This window comes from Roseovarius sp. (assembly GCF_018066915.1).
In the GTDB taxonomy this organism is placed as follows: domain Bacteria; phylum Pseudomonadota; class Alphaproteobacteria; order Rhodobacterales; family Rhodobacteraceae; genus Roseovarius.
Map to the genome: position 1 here is coordinate 1 of NZ_JAGPVV010000232.1, position 25,191 is coordinate 25,191.

Annotated in this window: 27 protein-coding genes and 1 tRNA gene; 15 read left to right on the forward strand and 13 right to left on the reverse strand. The window is 62.4% G+C overall.

The genetic code is table 11. From position 1 onward, the window contains the following. Together bmt and KBT70_RS12875 are read left to right on the forward strand one after the other, a co-directional pair. The coding region (gene bmt / locus KBT70_RS12870) for a betaine--homocysteine S-methyltransferase (RefSeq protein WP_296634068.1) at positions 1 to 809 on the forward strand (809 nt) is incomplete at its 5' end. Between the two features lie 16 nt (positions 810 to 825). Further along, positions 826 to 1,071: a methionine synthase gene (locus tag KBT70_RS12875; RefSeq protein WP_296634070.1), complete on the forward strand. Its 246-nt coding sequence runs from the start codon at positions 826 to 828 to the stop codon at positions 1,069 to 1,071. Here the strand turns inward: KBT70_RS12875 and KBT70_RS12880 are convergent. Then, positions 1,053 to 2,132 carry a PA0069 family radical SAM protein gene (locus KBT70_RS12880; RefSeq protein ID WP_296634073.1) on the reverse strand — a complete coding sequence of 360 codons (1,080 nt, stop codon included), beginning with the start codon at positions 2,130 to 2,132 and terminating at the stop codon, positions 1,053 to 1,055. The two genes, KBT70_RS12875 and KBT70_RS12880, sit on opposite strands and share 19 nt — an antisense overlap. Positions 2,133 to 2,342: 210 nt before the next feature. On the opposite strand from KBT70_RS12880, the gene KBT70_RS12885 reads away from it, so the two are divergent. Next, positions 2,343 to 3,047 (forward strand): corrinoid protein, encoded by a 705-nt coding sequence (locus tag KBT70_RS12885; RefSeq protein ID WP_296634075.1) that lies wholly within the window; start codon positions 2,343 to 2,345, stop codon positions 3,045 to 3,047. A gap of 75 nt (positions 3,048 to 3,122) precedes the next feature. On the opposite strand, the gene KBT70_RS12890 is transcribed toward KBT70_RS12885, so the two are convergent. Beyond that, positions 3,123 to 3,620, reverse strand: coding sequence for a hypothetical protein (locus KBT70_RS12890; RefSeq protein ID WP_296634077.1), 498 nt, complete (start codon positions 3,618 to 3,620; stop codon positions 3,123 to 3,125). A gap of 141 nt (positions 3,621 to 3,761) precedes the next feature. On the opposite strand from KBT70_RS12890, the gene KBT70_RS12895 reads away from it, so the two are divergent. Continuing rightward, entirely contained in the window at positions 3,762 to 4,400 is a 639-nt protein-coding gene (locus tag KBT70_RS12895; protein WP_296634162.1) for a DUF1638 domain-containing protein, read from the forward strand. Between the two features lie 63 nt (positions 4,401 to 4,463). Here the strand turns inward: KBT70_RS12895 and KBT70_RS12900 are convergent, their stop codons facing one another. Continuing rightward, positions 4,464 to 4,874, reverse strand: a complete 411-nt coding sequence (locus tag KBT70_RS12900) for a SufE family protein (protein WP_296634081.1) — start codon at positions 4,872 to 4,874, stop codon at positions 4,464 to 4,466. Between the two features lie 108 nt (positions 4,875 to 4,982). On the opposite strand from KBT70_RS12900, the gene KBT70_RS12905 reads away from it, so the two are divergent. After that, positions 4,983 to 5,519, forward strand: a complete 537-nt coding sequence (locus KBT70_RS12905) for a hypothetical protein (protein WP_296634085.1) — start codon at positions 4,983 to 4,985, stop codon at positions 5,517 to 5,519. 21 nt (positions 5,520 to 5,540) lie between these two features. Here KBT70_RS12905 and rnd read toward each other — a convergent pair whose 3' ends face one another. From rnd to purM, 3 genes are all read right to left on the reverse strand, one after another. Next, complete coding sequence (gene rnd, locus KBT70_RS12910) at positions 5,541 to 6,701, reverse strand: ribonuclease D (protein ID WP_296634089.1); 1,161 nt, start codon at positions 6,699 to 6,701, stop codon at positions 5,541 to 5,543. Between the two features lie 90 nt (positions 6,702 to 6,791). Next, positions 6,792 to 7,385, reverse strand: a complete 594-nt coding sequence (purN, locus tag KBT70_RS12915) for a phosphoribosylglycinamide formyltransferase (RefSeq protein ID WP_296634092.1) — start codon at positions 7,383 to 7,385, stop codon at positions 6,792 to 6,794. Then, positions 7,382 to 8,428, reverse strand: a complete 1,047-nt coding sequence (purM, locus tag KBT70_RS12920) for a phosphoribosylformylglycinamidine cyclo-ligase (RefSeq protein ID WP_296634095.1) — start codon at positions 8,426 to 8,428, stop codon at positions 7,382 to 7,384. Before purM ends, purN begins: the two co-directional genes overlap by 4 nt. Before the next feature lie 109 nt (positions 8,429 to 8,537). On the opposite strand from purM, the gene KBT70_RS12925 reads away from it, so the two are divergent. Further along, positions 8,538 to 8,614 (forward strand) — tRNA-Ile (locus tag KBT70_RS12925). 19 nt (positions 8,615 to 8,633) lie between these two features. Next, positions 8,634 to 8,984, forward strand: a complete 351-nt coding sequence (locus tag KBT70_RS12930) for a TfoX/Sxy family protein (RefSeq protein WP_296634098.1) — start codon at positions 8,634 to 8,636, stop codon at positions 8,982 to 8,984. A gap of 3 nt (positions 8,985 to 8,987) precedes the next feature. Here the strand turns inward: KBT70_RS12930 and KBT70_RS12935 are convergent, their stop codons facing one another. Continuing rightward, the gene (locus KBT70_RS12935) at positions 8,988 to 9,986 is read right to left on the reverse strand and encodes a helix-turn-helix domain-containing protein (RefSeq protein ID WP_296634100.1); all 999 of its coding nucleotides are present in this window, start codon (positions 9,984 to 9,986) and stop codon (positions 8,988 to 8,990) included. A gap of 147 nt (positions 9,987 to 10,133) precedes the next feature. Between KBT70_RS12935 and KBT70_RS12940 the strand changes: the two genes are divergently transcribed. Continuing rightward, a complete protein-coding gene (locus KBT70_RS12940; protein ID WP_296634104.1) occupies positions 10,134 to 10,781 on the forward strand; it encodes a helix-turn-helix domain-containing protein in 648 nt (215 codons plus the stop codon). 90 nt (positions 10,782 to 10,871) lie between these two features. On the opposite strand, the gene KBT70_RS12945 is transcribed toward KBT70_RS12940, so the two are convergent. The 4 genes from KBT70_RS12945 to KBT70_RS12960 all read right to left on the reverse strand — a co-directional run bounded on the left by KBT70_RS12945 (position 10,872) and on the right by KBT70_RS12960 (position 14,757). Next, positions 10,872 to 11,939, reverse strand: a complete 1,068-nt coding sequence (locus KBT70_RS12945) for a DUF3445 domain-containing protein (protein ID WP_296634107.1) — start codon at positions 11,937 to 11,939, stop codon at positions 10,872 to 10,874. A 13-nt stretch (positions 11,940 to 11,952) separates the two neighbouring features. Beyond that, on the reverse strand, positions 11,953 to 12,939 hold the full coding sequence (locus tag KBT70_RS12950) for a PDR/VanB family oxidoreductase (protein ID WP_296634112.1): 987 nt from the start codon (positions 12,937 to 12,939) through the stop codon (positions 11,953 to 11,955). Next, entirely contained in the window at positions 12,936 to 13,544 is a 609-nt protein-coding gene (gene dmmA / locus KBT70_RS12955) for a dimethylamine monooxygenase subunit DmmA (RefSeq protein WP_296634115.1), read from the reverse strand. Before dmmA ends, KBT70_RS12950 begins: the two co-directional genes overlap by 4 nt. 67 nt (positions 13,545 to 13,611) lie before the next feature. Then, positions 13,612 to 14,757: an aminomethyltransferase family protein gene (locus tag KBT70_RS12960; RefSeq protein WP_296634118.1), complete on the reverse strand. Its 1,146-nt coding sequence runs from the start codon at positions 14,755 to 14,757 to the stop codon at positions 13,612 to 13,614. Positions 14,758 to 15,008: 251 nt separating this feature from the next. Here KBT70_RS12960 and KBT70_RS12965 point away from each other — a divergent pair, with 251 nt between their 5' ends. The 6 genes from KBT70_RS12965 to glnT all read left to right on the forward strand — a co-directional run bounded on the left by KBT70_RS12965 (position 15,009) and on the right by glnT (position 21,092). Next, positions 15,009 to 16,382 (forward strand): ammonium transporter, encoded by a 1,374-nt coding sequence (locus tag KBT70_RS12965; protein ID WP_296634122.1) that lies wholly within the window; start codon positions 15,009 to 15,011, stop codon positions 16,380 to 16,382. 11 nt (positions 16,383 to 16,393) lie between these two features. Next, positions 16,394 to 16,609, forward strand: coding sequence for a hypothetical protein (locus KBT70_RS12970; protein ID WP_009818609.1), 216 nt, complete (start codon positions 16,394 to 16,396; stop codon positions 16,607 to 16,609). Positions 16,610 to 16,758: 149 nt separating this feature from the next. Next, entirely contained in the window at positions 16,759 to 17,655 is an 897-nt protein-coding gene (locus tag KBT70_RS12975; protein ID WP_296634127.1) for a glutamine amidotransferase family protein, read from the forward strand. 1 nt (position 17,656) lies between these two features. Beyond that, on the forward strand, positions 17,657 to 18,334 hold the full coding sequence (locus tag KBT70_RS12980) for a protein GlxC (RefSeq protein WP_296634131.1): 678 nt from the start codon (positions 17,657 to 17,659) through the stop codon (positions 18,332 to 18,334). 11 nt (positions 18,335 to 18,345) lie between these two features. Beyond that, positions 18,346 to 19,689, forward strand: a complete 1,344-nt coding sequence (locus KBT70_RS12985; protein WP_296634136.1) for an FMN-binding glutamate synthase family protein — start codon at positions 18,346 to 18,348, stop codon at positions 19,687 to 19,689. Between the two features lie 74 nt (positions 19,690 to 19,763). Then, entirely contained in the window at positions 19,764 to 21,092 is a 1,329-nt protein-coding gene (gene glnT, locus KBT70_RS12990) for a type III glutamate--ammonia ligase (RefSeq protein WP_296634142.1), read from the forward strand. Between the two features lie 306 nt (positions 21,093 to 21,398). Here the strand turns inward: glnT and KBT70_RS12995 are convergent, their stop codons facing one another. Together KBT70_RS12995 and tdm are read right to left on the reverse strand one after the other, a co-directional pair. Next, positions 21,399 to 21,839, reverse strand: coding sequence for a cyanoglobin (locus tag KBT70_RS12995; RefSeq protein WP_296634147.1), 441 nt, complete (start codon positions 21,837 to 21,839; stop codon positions 21,399 to 21,401). Positions 21,840 to 21,884: 45 nt separating this feature from the next. Beyond that, complete coding sequence (gene tdm / locus KBT70_RS13000) at positions 21,885 to 24,254, reverse strand: trimethylamine-oxide aldolase Tdm (protein WP_296634152.1); 2,370 nt, start codon at positions 24,252 to 24,254, stop codon at positions 21,885 to 21,887. A gap of 145 nt (positions 24,255 to 24,399) precedes the next feature. Here tdm and KBT70_RS13005 point away from each other — a divergent pair. Continuing rightward, positions 24,400 to 25,191: DMT family transporter (locus KBT70_RS13005; RefSeq protein ID WP_296634157.1), on the forward strand; the 792-nt coding region annotated here is incomplete at its 3' end.

Below are 25,191 nucleotides of genomic sequence, written 5' to 3' on the forward strand. Positions count from 1 at the left end.
GTGGCAACGCGGCGCGCCTGAAACTGCACGGCGCACAGGGCCGCGCGCGCGAGCTTTCGCGCATCTCCGCCGAGATTGGCCGTGACGTGGCCGACCGCTATGACCGCCCCGTGATCGTCGCAGGCTCTGTCGGACCCACCGGCGAAATCATGGCCCCGATGGGGGCGCTCACGCATGAACTGGCGGTCGAGATTTTCCACGAACAGGCCGAGGGCCTCAAGGAAGGCGGGGCCGATGTGCTCTGGCTCGAAACCATTTCCGCGCCCGAAGAATACAAGGCCGCCGCCGAGGCGTTCAAACTGGCCGACATGCCGTGGTGCGGCACCATGAGCTTTGACACCGCCGGGCGCACCATGATGGGTGTCACCTCGTCCGACATGGCCACCATGGTCGAAAAGCTGGGCAATCCGCCCTTGGCCTTTGGTGCCAATTGCGGCGTCGGGGCTTCGGACCTTCTGCGCACCATCCTTGGGTTCGTGGCCCAAGGCTCGGAGCGGCCGATTATTGCCAAGGGCAATGCCGGCATCCCGAAATACCATGACGGCCATATCCACTATGACGGCACCCCGGACCTCATGGCAGAATATGCCGTGCTCGCCCGCGACGCAGGCGCCACGATCATCGGCGGTTGCTGTGGCACCATGCCCGAACATCTGTCGAAAATGCGCGCCGCCTTGGAAACCCGCCCGCGCGGCCCTCGCCCAACGCTGGAAGAAATCACTGACGCGCTTGGGGGCTTCTCGTCGGGCGGGGATGGCACCGGCGACGATACCGCGGCTCCCCGCCGCCCCCGCCGCCGCCGCGCCTGAGCAAAGGGGCAGGAAGATGCTGCGCCTCATCTTCCTCGCCGCGGCCCTGCTGACCACGCTCGCATGGGGCATGGGCTATGTCTGGATTTCCGGCCTCGCCTGTGCCTTTGGGTCGCCGGGCGGAGACTGTTCCATCCCGCTCCCCTGGTCCCTGCGCGGCGAGGATCTGACGCTCCTTGTCCTCATGCCCGGTGCCGTGGTCGCGGGCCTTTTGGCGCTGGCCTGGCTCAGCGGACGACGCGCTCAAAAAAGCGAGAGCTGATCCCCCCGCGCCAGCGGCACCTCGAAAAGGTCCGTGCGCAACGCCGCCTGCTCCTGATCCAACCCCAGCCGCCGCGCCGCCAGATCGAACCGGCGCGCGATCATGCGGGCATGCACCCCCTCGCCCCGCATCCGCCGATGCCACTCGGCGCTATAGTCCTGACCACCGTGCATTTCACGCAGCCGGTTCATCACCTTGCGCGCCCGGTCGGGATACTGCGCCGCCAGCCACTCCTGAAAGAGCGGCGACACCTCGCGCGGCAGGCGCAGCATGATCCAGCTTGCGGACCCTGCCCCGGCCTCGCGCCCCGCCGCCAGAATCGCCTCGATCTCCGGATCGGTCAGCCCCGGAATGACCGGCGACACCATGAGGCGCACAGGAATGCCCGCCGCCGCCAAGCGCCGGATCATCTCCAGCCGCCGCGCCGGTGTGGGCGCGCGCGGCTCCAACCGCCGCGCCAGGACCTCATCGAGAGTGGTCACGGAAATTCCCACCCGCGCCAGCCCGCGCGCGGCCATTTCGCCCAGAATATCAATATCCCGCTCAATCAGCGCCCCCTTGGTCACAACCGCCACCGGATGATGGAACCGCTGCAAAACCTCGAGACAGGCACGGGTAATCCCGAACTCCGCCTCGATCGGTTGATAAGGATCGGTGTTCGTGCCAATCGCTATCGGCGCCACGCCATAGCTGCGCGCCCGCAACTCTGCCTCCAGCCGCGCAGGGGCCTCGGGCCGTGCAATCAGCCGTGTCTCAAAATCAAGCCCCGGCGACAGACCCAGATAGGCGTGGCTCGGCCGCGCAAAACAATAGATGCAGCCATGCTCACAGCCGCGGTAAGGGTTGATCGAGCGGTCAAACGGCAGGTCGGGCGAGCGGTTGTAGGTGATCACCCGGCGCGGGCTCTCTGTCGTCACCTGCGTGCGCAAGAGCCGCGCCTCCTCCGCGCCTACCTCTGCGTCATACTGCACGCCATACGCCTCGAACCGGCCCGCCGCGTTGCTCAGCGCACCCCGCGCCCGCAGGCGCAGATCAGAGGGAAGGGTTGGTTCCGCTTTCATGGCCCCATGAATGGAACATAAAGAGAACATTTGCAAGAAACCGATAATCTTCATGCCGATAATTCAGTCACATCCCGCGCGATTCCCCTGTATAGGTCGGTTGCGGCGCGGGCAGCGTCGCAATTCGGAAAGTGGCCGCGCCGCAAATTGACCAAAGCTGCGCCCAGTCAACCCAGATGCGCGCGCGCAGAGAACTCAAGGATTCCCGCAATGTCCGACCAAGACGACGACATCATCCTCGCCGACCTCGACGATGACGAGCTTGTCCAACAGATGTTCGACGACCTCTACGACGGTCTCAAGGAAGAGATCGAAGAGAGCGTCAACATTCTGCTTGAGCGCGGCTGGGCCCCCTACCGCATCCTGACCGAGGCGCTGGTCGGTGGCATGACCATCGTCGGCAAGGATTTCCGCGACGGCATCCTCTTTGTCCCCGAAGTGCTGCTGGCCGCCAACGCGATGAAAGGCGGCATGTTCATCCTCAAGCCGCTTCTGGCCGAGACCGGCGCACCGCGCGTGGGCAAAATGGTGATCGGCACCGTCAAGGGCGACATCCACGATATCGGCAAGAACCTTGTCGGCATGATGATGGAAGGCGCAGGCTTTGAGGTTGTCGATCTCGGCATCAACAACGCGGTCGAGAAATATCTCGCCGCTCTCGAAACCGAACAGCCCGACATCCTCGGCATGTCCGCTCTGCTGACCACCACCATGCCCTATATGAAGGTCGTGATCGACACGCTGATCGAACAGGGCAAGCGCGATGACTATATCGTGCTGGTGGGCGGCGCGCCGCTCAACGAGGAATTCGGCAAGGCAATCGGCGCCGATGCCTATTGCCGCGACGCCGCTGTGGCCGTGGAAACCGCCAAGGATTTCATGGCGCGCAAGCACAACCGGATGGCCGCAAGCTGAACCCAGCACGCCGCCCTTTGCCAACACCTCTTTGCGCGCCGATCCGTCGGCGCGCACAAGCTCAAATAACCGGGGTCAGGTGCGCTGAATGATCCGCATCACGGCGACCATCACGATCCCATAGAGCACATGCCCGACCAGAGCGACCCAAGCGATTCCCGTAAACCCGAGAAAGAAAGGGAGGCCGGCAATCGCGGTAATGCCACCAATCGCAAAAACCCAAAGACCAAATCCATAGACGAACGACGGAACGAACCAGCCTGCGCCCTGTCCGACAACTCTGCTCCACAGCGGCGCAAAGACAAAGAGCCAGCCCACGGGATAGCCTATCAGGCCCACCAGATAAAAATGGACGAAATAGCCTGCAAAATCGCCGTTGGGCAGACCCAGAGCGCCGAGCAGGCTCTTGGCAAGACCATGCGGTGACAGGTTTGCAAAGCCCAGACCGGGGCTTATGACCTGGCCCCAGAGATCAAAGGCGTTTGTTGCAAAGAACCCCGAGATGAACATGAGGCCAAGTGTCTGGAAGGTGAGTTTGGGCAACTTGGAAGTTTTGACAGAAGAACCGATCATGCGCATATGTCCTTATGAGAGTGTTGGGCAAGTCAATGATGGTGATCTTCCCGCGGTGATACCTTTTCTCTCCATCGCCTGCGAAGCTTTTGTGCCGAGATAACGAAAAGGTCAGGTTTTGTGACAACTACCCCTTTCACCCTGCCCGACCCCGACGTGCTGACCGCGCATGGTTTGGACGCACGAGGTAATGGCCGCCTTCTGCTCATCGCCTGCGGGGCCTTGGCGCATGAGATTCTCGCGCTCAAACGCCTGAACGGTTGGGATCACATGGATTTGCAATGCCTTCCGGCCAAGCTGCACCTCTATCCCGACCAGATCACCGCCGAGGTGGAAAAATCCGTCCTCGCCCATCGCAGCCGCTATGACCGCATTTTCGTGGTCTATGCCGATTGCGGCACTGGCGGGCAATTGCAGGCGAAATGCGCCGACCTCGGCGTCGAAATGGTGGCCGGCCCACATTGCTATGCGTTCTACGAAGGTCTCGACCGGTTTGCCGCCCATGAAGACGAAATCAGCGCCTTTTACCTCACCGACTTTCTCGTGCGACAATTCGATGCCTTTGTCTGGAAACCCATGGGCCTCGACCGCCACCCGCAATTGCGCGACATGATCTTTGGCAATTACACCAAGCTGGTCTATCAGGCGCAAACCGATGATCCGGCCCTGCGCGCCAAGGCCGAAGCCTGCGCCGCCCGCCTCGGCCTCGCCTATGAATACCGCTTCACAGGCTATGGCGATCTTAAAGCATCACTTGAAGAACAGGCCGCAAAGCCCTGATTTAAAATTCATCTGTCCTGAAATACCTCGGGGGCGTGGGGGCAGCACCCCCACTTTGCGCACTCACTCCGCCTCTGCCGCGACCTGCCTGATCCGCTCGATCATCGCCCGCACCCCGTTCGAGCGTTGCGCCGACAGATGGGCATCCAGCCCCAGCCTCGCCAGTTCTGCAGGCGCATCGACCCGCCCCACTTCGCCCACCGGCACGCCGTTATAGAGCGCGCGCAGCACCGCGATAAGGCCACGCACAATCATTGCATCGCTGTCGCCATCAAAGCTGAAAACACCCGCCTCGATCCGTGGATGTAGCCACACCTGACTTGCACAGCCCTCGACCTTGGTGCTGGGCACCTTGAGCGCGCCCTCCAGCGGGTCCATCGCCCGGCCCCGGTCGATCACATAGCGATAGCGATCCTCCCAATCTTCGAGAAACTCGAAATCATCGACGATCTCTTCAAAGGCGGCGGTGGCCATGACACTCTCCCTGATCTCTGCCTCAGACCTAGGGCCGGGCCGGAAAAAGGTCCAGACCCCGCTTGCACCTTTTCAAGCCGGTCGCGATAGGATAGTCGAAAGGAAAAGATGACAGGGGCGGATGGCATGCAACGGCGGGTCTTTCTATCATTGGTGGCAATGTCGGTTCTGGCGGGATGTGGCGGCTATCGCCAATCACGCGCCAATCCGCGCAATTGGTTCGGGCGCAGCACCCCGCGCCGCCGCGCCACCGAAGCCACGCCAGCGAGTACCAATCCCCTGATTCCCGAACGCGAAGAAACGATCTTTCGCCGCCGCCGCGACAAGGTTTATGAAGGCACGCCCGTGGATCAGGTCACACGCATGGTGATCGAGCGCACCAGCGACGGCGGTATCATCCGCGTCGAGGGCGTGACCCTGCGACAGGGGGCCTATGACGTGCGCCTCGTTTCCGAGACCGAGAATGAGCCGGTGAATGGCGTGCTGGAACTGCGCCTGATGGCGGTGCAGCCCGAAGATCAGCCGCAAGGCTCCGAACGCGCGCGCACGGTGCTGGCAGGTGTCTTTGTCTCGAACCAGTCGCTTGAACGCGCCAGCGAAATCCGCGTGATCGGTGCCCGCAACGAACAGGTCAGCCGCCGCTGAGGGCGGGGGCAACGCCCCGCCTCAGAGATCCACGGTCTCCACGCCGCTGCCCTTGACCGCCAGAGCCACCTCACCCTTGCAAAGCCGGAGCGCGTCAGCCCCGAACACATCGAGCCGCCAGCCCCGCAGCGCAGGCAGATCGCGCCCGCCCGCCGCGATGGCGTCAAGGTCACTCGCACTTGCAATCAGCTTGGCCGCAACGCCGTAACTCTCGCTCTTGGCCTTGAGCAGCACCCGCAAGAGATCGGCCAGCGCCGGGTTGACCTGCGCGCGATCCTCCAACGCCTCGGCGCGCGGCATCTGATCCGTCGGACACTCCAGCCCAGCCTTGACCGCCGCCATGATCCCGTCGGCAATATCGCCCTTGCGCGCCTCGCGCAGCAAGAGCCGCGACCGCCCCAGATCCTGCGGCGTCACAGGCTTGGTCGAGGCCAGTTCGACCAGCGCATCATCCTTGTAGACCCGGCTGCGCGGCACGTCATGGGATTGCGCATACTCCTCACGAAACCGCGCCAGTTCCCGCAGAATCGCCAGAAACTTGGGCGAGGTGTTGCGCGTCTTGACCCGCTGCCACGCCTCGGCCGGATCGGTGCGATAGGTCGCGGGATCGGTCAGCACGCTCAATTCCTCGGCCACCCATTTGTCGCGCCCGGAGCTTGCCAGTTTCTTGGCCAGATATTCGTAAATCACCCGCAGATGCGTCACATCCGCCAGCGCATAGACCTTTTGCGCCTCCGTGAGCGGGCGCCGCGACCAATCGGTGAACCGAGAGCTTTTGTCGACGCTCTGCTTGGCGATCCGTTTGACCAGTGTCTCATACCCCACCTGCTCGCCAAAGCCACAGACCATGGCCGCCACCTGCGTATCGAACAGCGGATCGGGAATCACCCCGGCATCGACGTGGAAAATCTCGAGATCCTGCCGCGCGGCATGGAACACCTTGACCACCGAGGTATCGCGGAAGAGCTCATAGAGCGGCTCCATCGACATCTCTGCGCCGTCAATTGGATCGACCAGAACGGCGCTGTCGTCGCCTGTGCCCGGCACAGCCATCTGCAAAAGACAGAGCTTGGAATAATAGGTGCGTTCGCGCAGAAATTCGGTATCGACGGTCACATAAGGATGGCGCCGCGCCATGGCGCAAAACGCCGCGAGTTCTTCAGTCGTGGTGATTGTTTTCATATGGGGTGATCTTCGCTCTCGTCTAAAATGCCCGGTCCTGTCCCCCGCCCCCAGCTATAGACCAGATTAGCCGAATTGCAAATGCCGCGCTCAGGGCAGGTAGAGTGGCGTGCGGTTGCCCCCGGCAAAGCGCCGCAGCACCGCCGGATAGAGAATATGTTCCTGCGCCAGCACCCGCGCCGCCAGCGTGTCGGGCGTATCGCCCGCCAGAACCGGCACCCGCGCCTGTCCCAGCACCGGCCCCTCATCAAGCTCCGCCGTCACCTCATGCACGGTGCAGCCCGCCTCATGCTCGCCCGCATCAAGTGCGCGGGCATGGGTGTGCAATCCGCGATATTTCGGCAAGAGCGAGGGGTGGATATTGATCATCCGCCCTTGCCATGGCGCAACAAAGCCGCCCGTGAGCACGCGCATGAACCCCGCCAGACAGATGATATCGATCTCATAGGGGCGCATCCGTGCGGTCATCTCGGCCTCGAACGCAGCGCGGTCGCTGCCATGGGGTCGGTGATCCACCACTTCGGTCGCAATCCCCTGCTCTGCTGCCCAGGCAATGCCGCCCGCATCCGCCCGGTTCGACAGCACCAGCGCAGGCCGCGCCGGATGGTCGCCGGTCATGCTCGCAACGAGCGCGCGCATGTTCGAGCCGCCCCCCGAAAGCAGAATCGCGACCCGCTTGCTCACAAAAGACGGCCCCGGTAGGCCACACCCTTGCCCGGCACCACCTGCCCCAGCCGACAGACGCGCTCGCCCGCCTCGCTGAGGGCGGCGCTCACCGCTTCGGCCTCGTCCGCCGCGACCACCGCGATCATCCCGATGCCGGAATTGAAGGTCTTGAGCAATTCCGCCTCGGCCATATTGCCGGTCTCGGCCAGCCAGCGGAACACGCCCGGCAATTCCCACGCGCCAAGGTCAATCTCCGCGCCCAGCCCCTCGGGCAGAACGCGCGGCAGGTTCTCGGTCAACCCGCCGCCAGTGATATGCGCAAGACCGTGGATACCCCCCGCCCGCAGCGCCGCCAGAACGGGGCGCACATAGAGCCGCGTCGGCGTGAGCAGAACCTCTCCCAGACTGCCCTCGGCCCAGGGACAGGCGTCGTCCCATGTCAGCCCCGACATCTCGACAATCCGCCGCACGAGGGAATAGCCGTTGGAATGCACCCCGTCCGAGGCGAGCCCCAAGAGAACATCACCCTCCGCCACATCCGCCGGCAGTTCCGTGCCGCGCTCCATGGCACCCACGGCAAACCCCGCCAGATCGAAATCACCCTTGTGATACATACCTGGCATTTCTGCGGTCTCGCCGCCAATGAGCGCACAGCCAGAGCCTTCGCAGCCCCGCGCAATCCCTTCGATGATCCGCGTCGCCTGCTCCAGCTCGAGCTTGCCCGTGGCAAAATAATCGAGGAAAAACAGCGGCTCCGCGCCCTGACAAATCAGGTCATTGACGCACATCGCCACAAGATCGACCCCCACGCCATCGACATGGCCGGTATCAATCGCAATCCGCAGCTTGGTGCCCACGCCATCGGTCGCCGCCACCAGAACCGGATCGCGAAAGCCTGCGGCCTTGAGATCAAAGAGCCCGCCAAAGCCGCCCAGCCCCGACATGACGCCCGAACGGTTGGTGCGCTTGGCCGCAGGCTTGATCCGCTCCACGAGCGCATTGCCCGCGTCGATATCGACGCCCGCATCGGCATAGGTGATCCCGTTCTGTCGCTCGGTCATGGATTGTCCCCATCGCTTGAATGCGCTCCCCGTTAGCCGATTGACCGCCGCTGCGCAATCTCAAAGCCTTGACCCCGCCCCGCCCCCGGCTTACGAAATGCCGCAGGTGGGGCCTGTAGCTCAATTGGATAGAGCAGAGCGCTCATAACGCTTTGGTTGGGGGTTCGAGTCCCTCCGGGCCTACCAGATCAACGGATTGCCGCGCATGCCTGCCCCCACCATCGCCCCCGTTTCTTCGATCCGCAATCTCGGCCCCGCCTCGGACGCAGGCTTTGCGCGTGCCGGTATCCACGACGCCGACAGCCTGCGCGCCATGGGCGCCGATGCCGCCTATGAGGCGCTCTTGCGCAGCGGCACAGCCCCGCATTTCATCGGCTACTATGCCCTTGTCATGGGCTTGCAGGGGCGGCCTTGGAACGATTGCCAAGGGGCTGAGAAAACAGCCCTCCGCGCCCGGTTCGACGCCATCAAGGTGCGGGTATCTGGCGCGCCCGCCGCGCCCGACAGCGCCATCGAGGAAATCCTGAACCAGATCGGCACAGGATTGCGCCGCTAGACCTCAGACCGAGGGCACCGGCAGATTGCCCTTGACCCGCGTCAGGTTGATCCGCTGCCGGTCCTCGCGCGGCGAAATGCCAAAGGCCTCGCGGTAATGCCGCACCAGCACCTTGGAACTGGCATAGCCCACCGCTTCGGCGATCTGCGCCATGGTATCGTTGGAATACATCACGATTTGCCGCGCCGCCTTCATCCGCATTGCGCGGAAATAATTGGTGGGGTTCTGCCCCGTGGCCCGCTTGAAGCTGCGCTCCAGATGCCGGGGGGTGATGCCCAGCTCCTCCGCCACCTCCGCCATCGACAAGGGTGCCGACATATGCCGCGCCATAAGGTCAATGGCACGCGCCACCATCGGCGGAAGATCGGTGGCCCGCGCCCCCTCGCCCAGCACCGGCACCATCTGCTGCACGCCCGCCTTGCGCATCATCGGATGCTGGAACCAACAGGCGACCTCGGTCGCAATCCCCGCGCCAAGTGCTGTCTCGACCATATGCAGCGCCAGATCGAACGCCGCCGCAGCGCCCGAGGCGGTGACACAGCGCGGGTCGATCTCGATCACCTGATCCGACGCGGGCACCCCCGGAAACTCGGCCAGAAATGCCGCCTCGTAGCACCAATGCACCGACAGCGCGACATCCGCCACCGCCCCGCTGCGCAAGAGCGGGAACACCCCGCCGCTGATCGCGCCCAGCACCGTGCCATGCCGCGCCAGCCGCCGCAGATGGGCGGCAGAGCGTGCATCGGCAAACCGGCTGGTGGGGGCCGACAAGAGAAGCAGGTAATCGCAATCGTCGGTCTCGGACAGCCGCCGACCGGGTTCAAAGGCAATGCCCGCGCTCGACATCACCCGCTCCGCCCCTTCGGCCACCAGATCCCAGGCAAAGGTTCGGTGCCCCGAAATTTCATTGGCCGCGCGCAACGGCTCGATCACCGACGTCAGGCACGACATCGGAAATCCCGGAAAGATCAGAAACCCTATTCGGATCACGCGCTGTGTCATCTCGGTCGGCCTCTTGTCCGAACTGCCTGTGCCTCTACGTAACATTTTCCACTTGGGAAAAAATTATGCAATATGGTGAAGAGCATAAGACTGAATGGAACAATCTGGCATTTTCGACGCGCACAGCCTAAATCTGAGAGGAAAACAATGAGCATCATGGAAACCGCAAAATTGGTCAAACTGACTCAGGACCCTCACAAGCTGCGCGACGAGCGCGAGAAAGTGCTGGAGGTTGCCATCGGCCGCGAGGTGCGCGCCTATCGCAAGAAACAGAACATCACCGTGGCCGAACTTTCGAACATGACCGAACTCTCTATCGGCATGCTCTCCAAGATCGAAAATGGCAATACATCGCCCTCGCTGACCACGCTGCAAACGCTGGCGCGCGCGCTCTCGGTGCCCTTGACCGCGTTTTTCAAAGAATACGAAGAGCGCCGCGAGGCGGTCCACACCAAGGCCGGCCAAGGTGTCGAGATCGAGCGCGCAGGCACCCGTGCAGGCCATCAATACAATCTCCTGGGCCATATCGGATCGAACAGCAGCGGCGTCATGGTCGAGCCCTATCTGATCGTCCTCAACTCCGAATCCGACACGTTCAAGACCTTTCAGCATGAGGGGATCGAGATGATCTACATGCTCGACGGCGAGGTCGGCTATCGCCACGGCAATCAGACCTATCACCTCACCCCCGGCGACACGCTCTTTTTTGATGCCGACGCTCCGCATGGACCGGACCAGTTGATCCGCTTCCCGATCCGCTATCTGTCGATCATCAGCTATCCGCAAAAGAGTTGAGGCGTGGGGGGAACGGTCGCGCCCGTTCACCCCAAAACCTTAAGTCGTTCAGGCGTGTCAGGGGCACCCTTAGCAACAGCCCCCACACGCTCATTTCTGCAAAGGCGGCTCCGTCTCCAGATCCGGCCAGACGCCGGGGCTGGTGGGCAGGCCATCATCGAACCGGCTCAGATACTCGACCATCATCGGCCGGTTGCGGATGAACCCCTTGTAGGTCGCCAGCTCCTCGGGCAGATCGCGCACCACCCGGTGCAAACGTCGGCCCCATTTCGGCACGCTCACCACATCCTGAAACGCGATCAGATAGCACCGGATCGGAAACAGCAGCGCATTCGATCGCGGCAGCCGGAAAAACGTCTGCAATTCCACCCGCAAATGCTGTTTCGCGCCGATATTCTCGGGCGTCAACGTGGTCTTTTGCACGCCCCATTTGTGGTAATTCTCGGGGCTCGTGTCGAGCAGCGGATTGACCGTCATCGTCCAGTTGAGCCGCCGCGCGGGCGCGCCCTGTTGCACATTGAGCAGGAATTTCAGCGCGCGCTGGAAAATCCCCATCTCATGCGCCAAGGGCACCGGCGCGTGCCATTCAAAGAAATTCATCCCGATGTCGAAATCAAGAGACCAGTCGGCCTGCGTCGTGATCATCCCCGCATCCATCCAGAGCATCTCGTCGCGCTGATCCAGCACCGCGAAATCGCCCTGCGTCTGCCGCGTGATATATTCCAGCGGCCCACAAGGCAGCGTGGTCGGATCGAGAAAGGTGAAACTCTGGTCGATCCCCATCGGTTTGTTGATCCACCGCCACCGATTGCCGTCGCGGTGCAATTCAAAGAGGTCGGGGTAATCCTCGGCCTTGCAGGTCATGATGAGTTCGAGCGTATCCCACCCCGCCAGCGTCATATGCGGCAGGGATTGGCACCGCAGCGGATCGTCGGCCAGCACCAGCGCCCGGTCGCGCATCTCCGACAGGTAATGCTCGTCGACATCGAACCGCTTTTCATAGACCGAGCCCGCAGGCCCGCCGCGATGCTGCTCCATGTTGACCGAATACATATAGCTGTCTTCGTGGAACGGGAACGGGAACCGCTTGATCGCCCAAGGCGAGTTGCGGAACGAATAGTCGTCGCGGAAGGTCTCGTTATTGAACTGAATGGTCATCGCAGATGGCTCCTTACCGGTCCAGAACCAGCGTCTTGCCGATGAAACGGCTGACGCAGGGCATGATTTTCTTGCCGCTGGCATGTTCGGCCTCGTCCAGCCAGTGATCGCGGTGGACAATCTCGCCGTCCAACGCGACCACGTCGGTCTCACATTGCCCGCAAGCCCCGCCGCGACAGAGGAAGGGCGCATCGACCCCCGCCCGCTCGATCGCCTCCAGCAGGCTCTCGTGCTCGCCCACCTGAATGACCAGATCGGATTTGCAGAGCCGCACTTCAAACGGCACGCCGGGCTGAGGGGCGAGGAATTCCTCGGAATGCACCACCTCATCCGGCCAGCCATGCTCTGTCGCGCGGCCCTTCACCCAAGCAATCATCCCCATGGGACCGCAGACATAGATATGCGTGCCCAGAGGCTGCCCGCCCAAGAGATCATCGAGCGGAATCGCCTGCTTTTGATCGTCGTAATAGATATGCGCCTTGTTGGGATACTTGCCCCGCAACTCATTGGCATAAGAGCCGAGCGCGGCACTCCGGCAGGCGTAATGCAATTCCCAATTGCCGTTCGATTGCTCCAACTGCGCGATCATCGCCATAAAGGGCGTGATCCCGATGCCCCCGGCAAAGAACACATGCTTGCGCGCCCGCAAATCCAGCGGAAAGAGGTTGACCGGATAGGTAATGGTCATCGCATCGCCCGGCTTCACATGGCGGTGCATAAAGAGCGATCCACCCCGCCCCTCGTCATCGCGCCGCACCGAGATGGCATAGAGCGAGCGATCACCGGGGTCCGACATCAGCGAATAGGGGTTAAGCCGCGTGCGCCCCTCGTCGTGCATTTCCACGACCGTATGGGCACCGGCGGAAAAGGGTGGAAACTCCGCCCCATCCGGGCGGCGGAATTCGAACCGTGTCACCAATTCATTCACCGGCACCACGGCGGCCACAACCACCTCGATCTTTTCGGCCCCGGCGCGGGCCTTCTGGGGGGCGGCGCTCATGAATATATCTCCTTCGCAGGGGGAACCTCGCCGGGGTCTTCGGCATCAATGCACACGCCCTGAAATGCCGCCAACCGGCGCGAGTAGTGATCGCGCACAAAGAGGTTCAGCCCGCAATGCGAACAGACAAAGGGATCGGTGGTCACATCCTCGGTGATGCCCTTGCAATGCACACATTGCATCCGCCGCGCGGTCGAGCCGCGATGCTCGGTCTGAATGGCGCTGTGCGGAATACCCGCCGTCACCGCCTCGTTCATCGCCTGCCCCATCAGCCCTTCGGTGCCCGCAAGATAGACCTGCAACCCCATATGCGCATCCGACAGCACGCGACGCAGCCGCTGCACCGAGGCCGCATAACTCGGCCCGATATAGAGCTGCGCAGGGCCCGCCGCGCGCAGCTTCTCGACATAGGTCTCCCCCGTCCCCTTGGGGATATAGAGGATATGGGCCTTGGCCATCAGCCCCGCATCCTGCGCCGCCAGATCAAGCAGCGCCTCGGCCCCCTCGGCATCAGCGATCATCAGATGCGCCTTGCCCGGTCGCGGGGCCAATGTGCCATAGACCGGGCGGCTGGCGATACTCTCCGGAAACTGGAATTTCGACATCGTCGCGTCTGCTCCCTTTCGCGTCTGTTTCGCGTCTCTGGGCCAGTGGGGCCCGTGGGCCAAGGGATTACCCCTTGGCCGAGCGGATCACCTTGTCCTTGTCATAGAACGGCATCTCTTCGGCCACGCACCCAACCTCGGTGCCATCCGCATAGCGCACGCTCATCTTGGTCCCCGGCACGGCGCAGTCAACCGGCATCCGCGCGATGCCCACGTTATAGCCGTTGAGGTTGGAATTCAGACCAAAGGTCACGACGCCCACGGTCTTGCCATCCTTGAGCAGCGGCGCGCCCATATCCGCCGCACGCTTGCCCTCCAGCCGCACGCCGTAGATCTTGAACCGCTCTTTGCCCTTGAGCGCATAGTGATTTTCCGAGCCGCGGAACCCGGTCTTGCCCGGCGACACCGTGAAATCCAGACCCAATTCCCAGAGCGTATCGCCGCAGAGATCATCCTTGAACGGATAGGTCTCGGAATTGTCGCCCGGATAGAACAGCAGGTAGCTTTCGGTGCGCAAGAGATCGAGCGTCGAGAACTGCACCGGCACGATGCCCATGTCCTTGCCCTCTGCCAAAATCTGATCCCAGATCCGGATCGCATGCCGCCCCTGACAGAAAATCTCATAGCCGCGCTCGCCGGTATATCCGGTGCGCGAGATCATCACCGGCAGGCCAAAGAGCTTGGTTTGCAGGATGCCGAAATAGGCCAGATCGCGAATCCCCGGCACGTGCTTTTCAAGGAAATCCACCGCCACCGGCCCTTGCAGCGACATGTCGTGCAGATCGTCATCAAAGAGCATCGCAACATTCTTGCCATAGGCCGCCATCGCCAGCGATTCGTGACCCGTGCCGGTGCCATGCACCACCATCCAGTGATTGACCGACAGGCGGTAGATCACGCAATCGTCGATGAACTTGCCCGCATCATTCAGCATGCAGGCATAGACCGCACGGCCCGGCATGATCTTGTCGACATCGCGCGTGGTGGCGCGGTCGATCACCGCGGCCGCATGTGGCCCGACGATATGCACTTTCTTGAGACCCGATACATCCATCAGCCCCGCCTTGGTGCGCACCGCAAGGTAATCCGCCTCCGCGCGCGCATCGGTATGGTCATAGAACCATGCGGTCCCCATTCCGTTCCAATCGGTCAACTCGCCGCCGATCTCGGTGTGTCGCGGTGCAAGCGCAGAAGTTCTGTAGATGATGGCCATGGCCGGCTCCCTGTCTGTTGTGGGGTGTGTTTGACGATATTCAGACGCAGATCGCAGCAAAAATCAATACTTTCATGCAGATTATTTTCCTGACGGGAATATCGCCTCCCAGCCCGCCCGAATTCCGGGCAGCCACAGAATTGATCACCGTTTCGATTCAAATTTCTTGACAGTCCGGAAAATCTTTGCCCCCCTAAGAAGAAAAAGTTTTTACCACCAATAAAACAACACAGCACAACAGGGAGAGTGCGATGAACGGCAACCTTGATGCGTTGACGACCATCTTCACCGAATTCTACTATTGGGTGACGGTCGTCTTCATGTTTCTGATCCATGTCGGCTTTTGCATGTATGAGGTGGGCGCAAGCCGCCGCCGCAACCACATGCACACGCTGATGAAAAACGTGATGGTGATTCCCCTCGTCACCGTGACCTTCTTCTTTTTCGGGTGGTGGATCTATTGGGCCTTCCCGATGTTCCCCTTCTTCGGCGGGCTCAATCACGAGATGGGCAATGCCAACCTGCCGTGGTCCCCGACCATGGGCACCAACCTTGGCGACCACATCACCGGCGTGTTCTGGGCGGCGTTCCTGCTCTTCTCATGGACGGCAGCCTCGATCGTCTCCGGCTCTGTGATCGAGCGGATTCGCTCCTCGGCGCTCTGGGTGCATGCGGTGCTGATCGGCTCTGTCTGGTGGATCATCGACGCGGCCTGGGGCTGGCACTATGGCGGCTGGATGGTCAAATATCTGGGCTATCACGATGCCTATGCCTCTGGCGTGATCCATGCCATCGCGGGTGGCTATGCTCTGGGCGTGATCATGGTTCTGGGCCCACGGATCGGCAAATTCGCCGCCGACGGTACCCCGCGCGACATCCCGCCGCATAACCCCTGGATGCTCACCATCGGGATTTTCCTGATCTATACCGGCTTCTGGGGCTTTTACGCCGCCTGCAACGTGCCGCTTATCTCGCCTGAGGTTATCGGCGGCCAGATCACCGGCACCACCTGGACGGCTACCAATATCTACCTCGCGCCCACCTCGCTCTCGGCCATCACCTTCAACTTCCTGATGTCGCTCTCGGGCGGTCTCATGGCGGCCTATGTCGTGTCCAAGGGCGATGCCTTCTGGACCTTCTCGGGTGGTCTCGCCGGGATCATCACCGCGTCTGCGGGCAATGACCTCTACCACCCGATTCAGGCCATGCTGGTTGGCGCGGTCGGTGTCGTGATCGTCTACAAACTCCACTACTGGGTCGAGCGCCGCTTCAAGCTTGACGATGCTGTGGGCGCGGTCGCGGTGCATGGCTATTCCGGCGTCGTCGGACTTATCCTTGCGGGCTTCATTCTCTGGGGCGCTCCGTCCTCGCCGTTCGAGGGCTACGCCACGGTCAACCCGCTGGGTCAGACCCTTGGTGCGGTGATCATGTTCTTCTGTCTGGGCTTCCTGCCCGCCTTCATCGTGTCCAAGATGCAGGCCGCCGCTGGCGTGCTTCGCATCCCGGTCGAGGTGGAATTGCAGGGTCTCGATTACGCAGAACACCATGCCTATGAGGATGCCATCGTTCAGGTCATCGAGGCCGACAAGGCCTATCTCTCGGCCAAAGCAACCCCCGCAGAATAAGGAAAAGGCACATGTCTACAATCGGATACGAATCCTGGGCCGTTGATCTTGCCGATGTCGGGGCTATCTACCCCTTCCAAGGCTGGGAAATCCCGATGACCGTGGTCGGCGTCATCTTCTGGCTGGCGTGGCATCGCATCCAGTTCGTCCGCGAGGGCGAGCATCTGGAGCAGGCACGCAAGATGGGCGATCCTGAAAAGGTCCGCAAGCATCTCGACCGCTACTGATCCACAGGGGTTTGCGCGGGCCGGTTACGCCCGCGCAAATTACCCTTAGGAAACTTTTATTCATTTCAGTTGCAGCGCCTCCAGCCCGATGTTAGCCTCGGACTCAGGCGGCCCTCCGGGGCAGAATCACCAAAGTGGAGCAAACGCGAATGTGCGGGATTGTCGGACTTTTCCTGAAAGACAAAGCACTTGAACCCCAGCTTGGCAGCTTGCTGACCGATATGCTGATCACCATGACCGACCGTGGCCCCGACAGTGCCGGGATTGCCATCTACGGCGCACCGCAGGCAGGCCATGCCAAACTGACCATTCAGTCGGATACCGCCGCCCGCGATTTCGAGGGTCTGGCCGAGCGCCTGTCGTCCGAACTGGGCGCGCCCGTCACCCTCACCCGCAAGGATACCCATGCGGTGCTGGATTTCCCCGCCGACAAGGCAACCGAGACCCGCGCCGCTCTGGAGCGCCTCGTGCCCGGCGTGCGCGTCATGTCCGCCGGCGAGAGCATCGAGATCTACAAGGAAGTGGGCCTGCCCAAGGACGTGGCCGCCCGTTTCGAGATCTCCAAGATGAGCGGCACCCATGGCATCGGCCATACCCGCATGGCCACCGAATCGGCCGTGACCACCATGGGCGCGCACCCGTTCAACACCGGCGCCGATCAGTGCCTCGTCCACAACGGATCGCTTTCCAACCACAACTCCCTGCGCCGCAAGCTGCTGCGCGAGGGCGTGCGCATCGAAACGCAGAACGACACCGAAGTGGCCGCGGCCTACCTCACCTGGAAGATGCGTGAAGGCGCGACCCTTGGCGAGGCGCTCGAAAGCTCGCTCGTTGATCTTGATGGCTTCTTCACCTTTGTGGTCGGCACCGAGGACGGCTTTGGCGTGGTGCGTGATCCCATCGCCTGCAAACCCGCCGTCATGGCCGAAACCGATCAATACGTCGCCTTTGGCAGCGAATACCGCGCCCTCGTCAACCTGCCGGGCATCGAAGAGGCCCGCGTCTGGGAACCCGAGCCCGCAACCGTCTATTTCTGGAAGCACTGACATGCAGACATTTGACCTCGCCGCCGAAGGGCTGCGCAGCCTCAATGCCACCCTTCAGGCACAGGCCAACGAGACCAACCAGACCGGTTGGGATATCATCAACCCGCGCGGCAGCCATGCCATCGCCGTGGGGCTCGACGCCCCCATTGAGGTGCATGTCATGGGCTCGACCGGCTATTATTGCGCGGGCATGAACAAACAGGCCACCGTGCATGTGCATGGCTCTGCCGGTCCGGGCGTGGCCGAGAACATGATGAGCGGCACCGTGATCGTCGAAGGCGACGCCAGCCAATACGCCGGGGCCACCGGCAATGGCGGCACACTCATCATCAAGGGCAATGCCTCGTCGCGCTGCGGCATCTCGATGAAGGGCATCGACATCATCGTCCATGGCAGTATCGGCCATATGTCCGCCTTCATGGCGCAATCGGGCAATCTCGTGGTCTGTGGCAACGCCGGTGACGCCCTTGGCGACAGCCTCTACGAGGCGCGGCTTTTCGTGCGCGGTTCCGTGAAATCCCTCGGTGCCGATTGCATCGAAAAGGAAATGCGCCCCGAACATCTGGAACTCCTTGCCGAATTGCTCGAACGCGGCGGCTGCGATGCCAAACCGGAAGAGTTCAAGCGCTACGGTTCGGCCCGCCAGCTTTATAACTTCAAACCTGACAACGCATACTGAGGGCTCAGACCATGAAAGACGAGACCCACGGCGCTCCGCGCACCCAGCCGATCCAGTCGGCGACCTTTACACAGTCGATCAACGCGGAAATTCGCCGCGCGGCGGCCACCGGCATCTATGACATTCGCGGTGGCGGGGCCAAACGCAAGGTGCCGCATTTCGACGACCTGCTGTTTCTGGGCGCGTCGATCTCACGCTACCCGCTCGAAGGCTACCGCGAGCGTTGCGACACATCCGTCACGCTCGGCACCCGCTTTGCCAAGAACCCCATTCATCTCGACATCCCGATCACCATCGCGGGCATGAGCTTTGGCGCGCTCTCCGGCCCCGCCAAAGAGGCTCTGGGGCGTGGTGCCACGCTGGCTGGCACCTCGACCACGACCGGCGACGGCGGCATGACCCCCGAGGAACGCGGCCATTCCAAGAAACTGGTCTATCAATACCTGCCTTCACGCTATGGCATGAACCCCGACGACCTGCGCCGCGCTGACGCCATCGAAGTGGTGGTGGGCCAAGGGGCCAAACCCGGCGGTGGCGGTATGCTTCTGGGCCAGAAAATCTCGGACCGCGTCGCCAAGATGCGCAACCTGCCCAAGGGCATCGACCAACGCTCGGCCTGCCGCCACCCCGACTGGACCGGCCCCGACGATCTGGAAATCAAACTGCTGGAACTGCGCGAGATCACCGGCTGGCGCGTGCCGATCTATATCAAGGTCGGCGGCGCACGCCCCTATTTCGACACCACGCTGGCGGTCAAGGCCGGGGCCGATGTGGTCGTGCTCGACGGGATGCAGGGCGGCACGGCCGCCACACAGGATGTGTTCATCGAACACGTGGGCCAGCCCATCCTCGCCTGTATCCGCGAAGCAGTGCGCGCGCTTCAGGATCTGGGCATGCACCGCGAAGTGCAACTCATTGTGTCAGGCGGCATCCGCACCGGGGCCGATGTGGCCAAATGCATGGCGCTTGGCGCGGATGCGGTGGCCATCGGCACGGCGGCGCTGATCGCCCTTGGCGACAACGACCCCAAGTGGGAGGCCGAGTATAACAAGCTGGGCACCACCGCAGGGGCCTATGATGACTGGCACGAAGGCAAGGACCCCGCAGGCATCACCACCCAGGACCCCGAGTTGATGAAGCGGTTTGACCCCATCGAAGGGGGCCGTCGCCTCAACAACTACCTCAAGGTGATGACGCTCGAGGCCCAGACCATCGCGCGCGCCTGTGGCAAGAGCCATCTGCACAATCTCGAGCCAGAGGATCTCTGCGCCGTGACGATGGAGGCCGCCGCCATGGCAAAGGTGCCACTTGCTGGCACCGATTGGTGGCCCGGCAAACCCGGCACCAGCTTCTGATCCCCGATCCGGCGTGGCCTCATGGGCCACGCCCCTCGATATCCGACAACACATGACAACAGGGACTGAAAAAAATGACCAGTGATCTGGCGAAATTTGCCAAGGACAAGGGCGTAAAATACTTCATGATTTCCTACACCGACCTGTTCGGTGGACAGCGCGCCAAGCTGGTGCCGGCAGAGGCGATTGCCGACATGCAAGAGGACGGTGCCGGTTTCGCGGGCTTTGCCACTTGGCTCGATCTCACGCCGGCGCATCCCGACATGCTGGCGGTGCCCGATCCCGCTTCGGTGATCCAACTGCCTTGGCAACGCGATGTGGCCTGGGTCGCCGCCAATTGCGTTATGGACGGCAAGGACCTGCCCCAAGCCCCCCGCAACGTGCTGCGCCGCCTGATCGCAGAGGCCGCCACCGAGGGGCTGCATGTCAAGACCGGCATCGAGGCCGAGTTCTTCCTTCTGACCCCCGAAGGCGACAAGATCAGCGATCCCTTCGATACCAGCGGCAAGCCCTGCTATGACCAGCAGGCGGTGATGCGCCGCTATGACGTGGTGCGCGAGATTTGCGACTACATGCTCGAACTGGGCTGGGAACCCTATCAGAACGACCACGAAGACGCGAACGGCCAGTTCGAGATGAACTGGAAATATGATGACGCGCTGGACACCGCCGACAAACATTCCTTCTTCAAGTTCATGACCAAATCGGTCGCCGAAAAACACGGCTTCCGCGCCACCTTCATGCCCAAACCCATCGAAGGCATGACCGGCAATGGCTGTCACGCGCATATCTCGGTCTGGGATGGCCCCGGCAAAAAGGCCAAAACCAACGTCTTTGCGGGCAAGGGCGAAGGCCAGACCGGCGAAGTGGGCCTCTCCGAGCGCGGCAAGCATTTCTTGGGCGGCATCATGAAACACGCCAGCGCCTTGGCCGCCATCACCAACCCGACCGTGAACAGCTACAAACGCATCAATGCGCCCCGCACCATCTCGGGCGCCACATGGGCCCCCAATTCGGTCACGTGGACCGGCAACAACCGCACCCATATGGTGCGCGTCCCCGGCCCCGGCCGGTTCGAGCTGCGCCTGCCCGATGGCGCGGTCAATCCCTATCTCCTGCAGGCCGTGATCATCGCGGCGGGTCTCTCGGGCATCCGCTCCAAGGCCGATCCGGGCAAGCGTCACGACATCGACATGTATGCCGACGGCCACAAAGTCCGCGGCGCGCCCAAACTGCCGCTCAACATGCTCGACGCCCTGCGCGAATACGACAAGGACAAGGAACTCAAGGCCACCATGGGCGAGGATTTCTCCGCCGCCTATCTCAAGCTGAAACGGCAGGAATGGAATTCCTTTGTCAGCCATTTCACCAAATGGGAACGCGACAACACGCTCGACATCTGAGCGCACATCGCACCAAACAACAGGCCCGCGCGAGAAATTGCGCGTGCTTTTTTTTCAGATAGGTAAGGGTGCGGTTATCGCTGGGTTCTATCGGATCGTTGAACCCGAGGCATGAGTCGCGCGGAACGCTGGGCCGGGGACTAGCGAAGCAACGGCACTGTCTGGCAGTTTATGCCTGCCAAGCCCGTATCACCTGACAGAATAGCGATCCCTCTCCAAATCGCTAGGCCGCGGGACGGCCCAGCGATCCGCGCGGCGGCGCGTGCCGCGCCTTGTTCCGCGCGGGGATATACCCAACGTCGGCTCTCACCCCCCCGACACTGGGCACCCCTGCCCCATCCGATCCGCCTCGACCCGCCAATCCGGCACGTCGTTGATCAGCATATGCGCCGCCCGGTGCAACACCGCGCGAAACCGCTCGACCACCGGACCCTCGATCCCCTCCGCGCGCAATGCCGCGTCAAAGGTCTCGAGCCACATGGTCACATCGGCCTGCCGGATCGGCACATGCGCATGAATCTCGCGCAGGTCCATATGCCCGAACCGCTCGCGGTAATAGGCGCGTCCCCCCAGAAACCCCGACAAGAATTCAAACTGCGTCTGGCGCGTATGCTCGAGCCCGTGACCGCGAAAATGCAGCCGGTGCAGCGGATAGACTGCGGGATCATGCTCCATCCGGTCGTAAAACGTCCGAACCAAGTCCCGCAGCCGCTCTTCGCCGCCTATCTCGTCCAATGCCGTGCGCATGGCGCTCACTCTCTCAGCCAAGACCCACGCCCGCCTTGACGCATATCAAGAGCGCGGCTTGGTCTTTTGCGGATCGTAATGGGCAAAGGGCACCACCTGCGCGGGCAACCGCTTTTGCTGCCCGTCGAGCTTGCCGATCTCCACGGCTGTGCCCACCGCATGATGCGCCACATCAACCCGCGCCAGCGCGATATTCTTGCCCAAGAGCGGCGAGCGCATCGAGGATGTGACCTCACCGATCTGCGCCCGACCGATATGGACACAATCGCCATGGCCCACGGCCACGTTGCTGTCGATGTCGAGGCCGACCAACACCCGCGCCGGATGCTCCTTGCGCCGAATGAGCGCCTCACGCCCGATGAAATCATCCGGCTTCGACTTCAAGGGCACGGTAAAACCGATGCCCGCCTCGAACGGGTCGGTCTGATCGCTGAAATCATAACCCGCAAAGATCAGCCCCGCCTCGATCCGCACCATGTCGAGCGCCTGCAGCCCCATGGGTGTCAGCCCATGATCCTTGCCCGCCGCCCAGACTGCATCGAAGACCTCGACCGCATGCTTGGGGTGACAGAAAATCTCATAGCCCAACTCGCCCGTATAGCCGGTGCGCGAGACCACCACAGGAATCCCGTCGTGATCGCCAATGCGCGCGGGCGCAAAGCGGAACCATCCCAGCTCTTCAAACTTGGGCTGGTGCGGCGCGGTCCAGATCACCTTTTTCAAGAGATCCCGGCTCTCCGGCCCCTGCACGGCAATGTTGTGCTGCATGTCGGTCGAGGACCGCACCAGCACCTTCAGCCCCAGTTCCTGCGCCTTCTCGCGCAGCCACTCGCCGCCATAATCACTCCCGCCAATCCAGCGGAAATTGTCCTGACCAAGACGGAACACCGTGCCATCGTCGATCATGCCGCCATGCGGATAGCACATCGCGGTATAGACCACGCCGCCCACCGGCAGTTTCTTGATGTCGCGGGTAAAGACATATTGGCAGAGCGCCTCGCTATCCGGCCCGGTGATCTCGAACTTGCGCAGCGCGCTCAGGTCAAGCACCACCGCCTTTTGGCGACACGCGTGATACTCGGCAATCGGCCCGGCGCTCGACATGGCACTGGCCAGCCAATAGCCGTTGTATTCGATGAAATTCTCGGTGAACCGCGCGAAACACGGGTGGAATCCTGTCTGTTTGGTCATCTTTGGCTCCGCGTCGGGGGTGGGCCGATAGGCCACCGATCTTTGAAAGGTTTCCTTGCCGCTATACGTGCGCACATGGATGTCCGTGGGGTTCCAGCCATTGGCGGCGGTGGTGTCATCGGGACAGGCCGAACTCACACAGACCAGATCCGTCAGCGCGCGCAAAAGCACATAGTCGCCGGGCCGCGTCCAGGGTTCGTCGGTATACATCACCCCATGCGCATCAATGCCGGTGTTGAAGAAGAAATTGATCGCCATCCAGCCCGCGCGCCCCGTCACCCCATGGGGGGCAAGGGCCGCGTTGAAATTGTCGGAACAATTCACATGCCCCGGATAGCCGATATCGTCGTAGTATTTCGCGGCACAGGCCAGCGCAAAGGCATCATGCCGCCCGACCGTGTCCTGCACCACTTCGACCAGCGGCAACATCTCCTGATCGTAGTATTTCGCATGCAGGCCGGGCATCGGATAGGCATGGCCCATCAGCGTGCGCGTCGTGGTCACATCCAGCGCATGCTCAATCCCCTTGTCGAGCTTGCGCGCGGCGAAACACTGGAAATCCGTGCATTGCCGCCCATCCACATCAAGGATCTGGATATAGTCCCCCGCCTTCACGAAATAGGCCTCTGCCGTGGCCGAATGCACCCGCAAATCCGTCACCGGATCAGCCAGAGGATCGGGCAATTCAAAGCGTGCCGCGGATTTGAGCGTGGCGCGCGTCACCCAGACCGTGAGCGGCGTCGCGGTATCCTGCGCCGCGAAATCCATGATCCCGCCGGGGGCGGCGATCACCGCCACCCCGTCGCGCCGCACGGTGAATTCCGCCTCGGCCCCTGCCGGGCTGCTCCCCTCGAAGAGATCCACCGACCTCGCCCGCGCCAGATCAATCCCCCGCGCCCCAAGCCCCATGCGCAACCCACGCAAGGATGTCTCGGACCCAGACAAAAGCGCCTTCAACCCAGCCGCCGCGCCTGTGCCCGCCTCGCCCAAGATACCGGGATCAATCGCCCCATCCGGCCCCGCCGTCACAATCTCGCAGCGCTGCCCGCCTTCGGTATTCACCACCCGCAAGCGGTCGCCCGCCTCGACGCGAATCAGGATTGCACCGGCCCCCTCGACCACATAGCGTTCGGTTCCGGGCGGCAGGGAAAACACCCGCGGCTCGACAATCACACTGGGCCGGGGCGGCCCGGCCTTGACCTCGGGATAGCGCATTTCCAACACTGCGGACCTCCTCTTTCCCTGCAAGATATTTGCATAAGCGGAATATTTATTTAACAATAAGAATATCGCAACCCTGCCCCGCCAGCAACATCAAACCCGAACCAACCCCGGAATTCTCAGCCATGACCCAAGGACCAAATCCCGCATGACCGCTCTGATCCTTGGCCTTGTCGCAGCCCTCGCTTGGGGCACCCATGATGTCTGCGTCCGCTACGTCAGCCAGAATAGCGGGATTTTCGCGCCGCTGGTGTGGGTTCTGGCCTTTGGTCTCATGATCGTGACCCCCATCAGCGCCTATGCGGGGCTTCAAACGCCAAACGGCGGCGACATCTGGCTTGCCGTGCTCGCAGGCGTCTTCTTTGGCATCGGCGGCACGGCGCTCTACCGCGCCTTTGCCATCGGCCCGGTGCGGCTGGTGGCCCCGGTGATCGGCGCCTATCCGATTCTTTCCGTGGGTTGGGCCAGCCTCAATGGCGCGCCCACCACGCCGCTCGAATGGGTCATGGTCGGCCTCATCATCTGCGGCGTGGCCTATATCGCCCAGAGCGATGCAGGCCATGATCCTGCCGAGGCCCCTGCCAGCCCTCTGCCCGCTATCGCCTGGTCGCTGCTGGCGGCCTTGGGCTTTGCCCTCACCTTCGCCATCGGGCACAAGGCCACCGCCACGGGGGGCGAATTGCTGCTCTTGGCCCCCACCCGCGCCGCCGCGCTCGTGGTTGTGCTGGGCTTTGCGCTGGCCCTGCGCGCGCCCCTTGCGCTCAGCCGCCGTCACGCGCCGCTTCTTCTATTGATGGGCACGCTCGATGCGCTGGCCATTGGCTGCGTGATCGGCGCGGGCCAGACCGCGCGGCCCGAATTCGCGGCCATCGGCGCCTCGACCTTTGGCGTCATCACCGTGCTCTTTGCGGCCATCTTCCTGCGCGAACGCCTGCGCAGC

What these genes read in the sequence shown, in the direction of transcription:
- rnd (WP_296634089.1), bottom strand. Translation starts at nt 6,701, where the DNA reads ATGAAAACAATCACCACGACTGAAGAACTCGCGGCGTTTTGCGCCATG.
- KBT70_RS12965 (WP_296634122.1), top strand. Translation starts at nt 15,009, where the DNA reads ATGAACGGCAACCTTGATGCGTTGACGACCATCTTCACCGAATTCTAC.
- KBT70_RS12900 (WP_296634081.1), bottom strand. Translation starts at nt 4,874, where the DNA reads ATGGCCACCGCCGCCTTTGAAGAGATCGTCGATGATTTCGAGTTTCTC.
- dmmA (WP_296634115.1), bottom strand. Translation starts at nt 13,544, where the DNA reads ATGTCGAAATTCCAGTTTCCGGAGAGTATCGCCAGCCGCCCGGTCTAT.
- KBT70_RS12905 (WP_296634085.1), top strand. Translation starts at nt 4,983, where the DNA reads ATGACAGGGGCGGATGGCATGCAACGGCGGGTCTTTCTATCATTGGTG.
- KBT70_RS12890 (WP_296634077.1), bottom strand. Translation starts at nt 3,620, where the DNA reads ATGATCGGTTCTTCTGTCAAAACTTCCAAGTTGCCCAAACTCACCTTC.
- KBT70_RS12960 (WP_296634118.1), bottom strand. Translation starts at nt 14,757, where the DNA reads ATGGCCATCATCTACAGAACTTCTGCGCTTGCACCGCGACACACCGAG.
- KBT70_RS12950 (WP_296634112.1), bottom strand. Translation starts at nt 12,939, where the DNA reads ATGAGCGCCGCCCCCCAGAAGGCCCGCGCCGGGGCCGAAAAGATCGAG.
- KBT70_RS12985 (WP_296634136.1), top strand. Translation starts at nt 18,346, where the DNA reads ATGAAAGACGAGACCCACGGCGCTCCGCGCACCCAGCCGATCCAGTCG.
- purM (WP_296634095.1), bottom strand. Translation starts at nt 8,428, where the DNA reads ATGACCGAGCGACAGAACGGGATCACCTATGCCGATGCGGGCGTCGAT.
- KBT70_RS12875 (WP_296634070.1), top strand. Translation starts at nt 826, where the DNA reads ATGCTGCGCCTCATCTTCCTCGCCGCGGCCCTGCTGACCACGCTCGCA.
- KBT70_RS12945 (WP_296634107.1), bottom strand. Translation starts at nt 11,939, where the DNA reads ATGACCATTCAGTTCAATAACGAGACCTTCCGCGACGACTATTCGTTC.
- KBT70_RS12930 (WP_296634098.1), top strand. Translation starts at nt 8,634, where the DNA reads ATGCCTGCCCCCACCATCGCCCCCGTTTCTTCGATCCGCAATCTCGGC.
- KBT70_RS12935 (WP_296634100.1), bottom strand. Translation starts at nt 9,986, where the DNA reads ATGACACAGCGCGTGATCCGAATAGGGTTTCTGATCTTTCCGGGATTT.
- KBT70_RS12970 (WP_009818609.1), top strand. Translation starts at nt 16,394, where the DNA reads ATGTCTACAATCGGATACGAATCCTGGGCCGTTGATCTTGCCGATGTC.
- KBT70_RS12980 (WP_296634131.1), top strand. Translation starts at nt 17,657, where the DNA reads ATGCAGACATTTGACCTCGCCGCCGAAGGGCTGCGCAGCCTCAATGCC.
- KBT70_RS12940 (WP_296634104.1), top strand. Translation starts at nt 10,134, where the DNA reads ATGAGCATCATGGAAACCGCAAAATTGGTCAAACTGACTCAGGACCCT.
- KBT70_RS12975 (WP_296634127.1), top strand. Translation starts at nt 16,759, where the DNA reads ATGTGCGGGATTGTCGGACTTTTCCTGAAAGACAAAGCACTTGAACCC.
- KBT70_RS12880 (WP_296634073.1), bottom strand. Translation starts at nt 2,132, where the DNA reads ATGAAAGCGGAACCAACCCTTCCCTCTGATCTGCGCCTGCGGGCGCGG.
- glnT (WP_296634142.1), top strand. Translation starts at nt 19,764, where the DNA reads ATGACCAGTGATCTGGCGAAATTTGCCAAGGACAAGGGCGTAAAATAC.
- KBT70_RS12995 (WP_296634147.1), bottom strand. Translation starts at nt 21,839, where the DNA reads ATGCGCACGGCATTGGACGAGATAGGCGGCGAAGAGCGGCTGCGGGAC.
- KBT70_RS12885 (WP_296634075.1), top strand. Translation starts at nt 2,343, where the DNA reads ATGTCCGACCAAGACGACGACATCATCCTCGCCGACCTCGACGATGAC.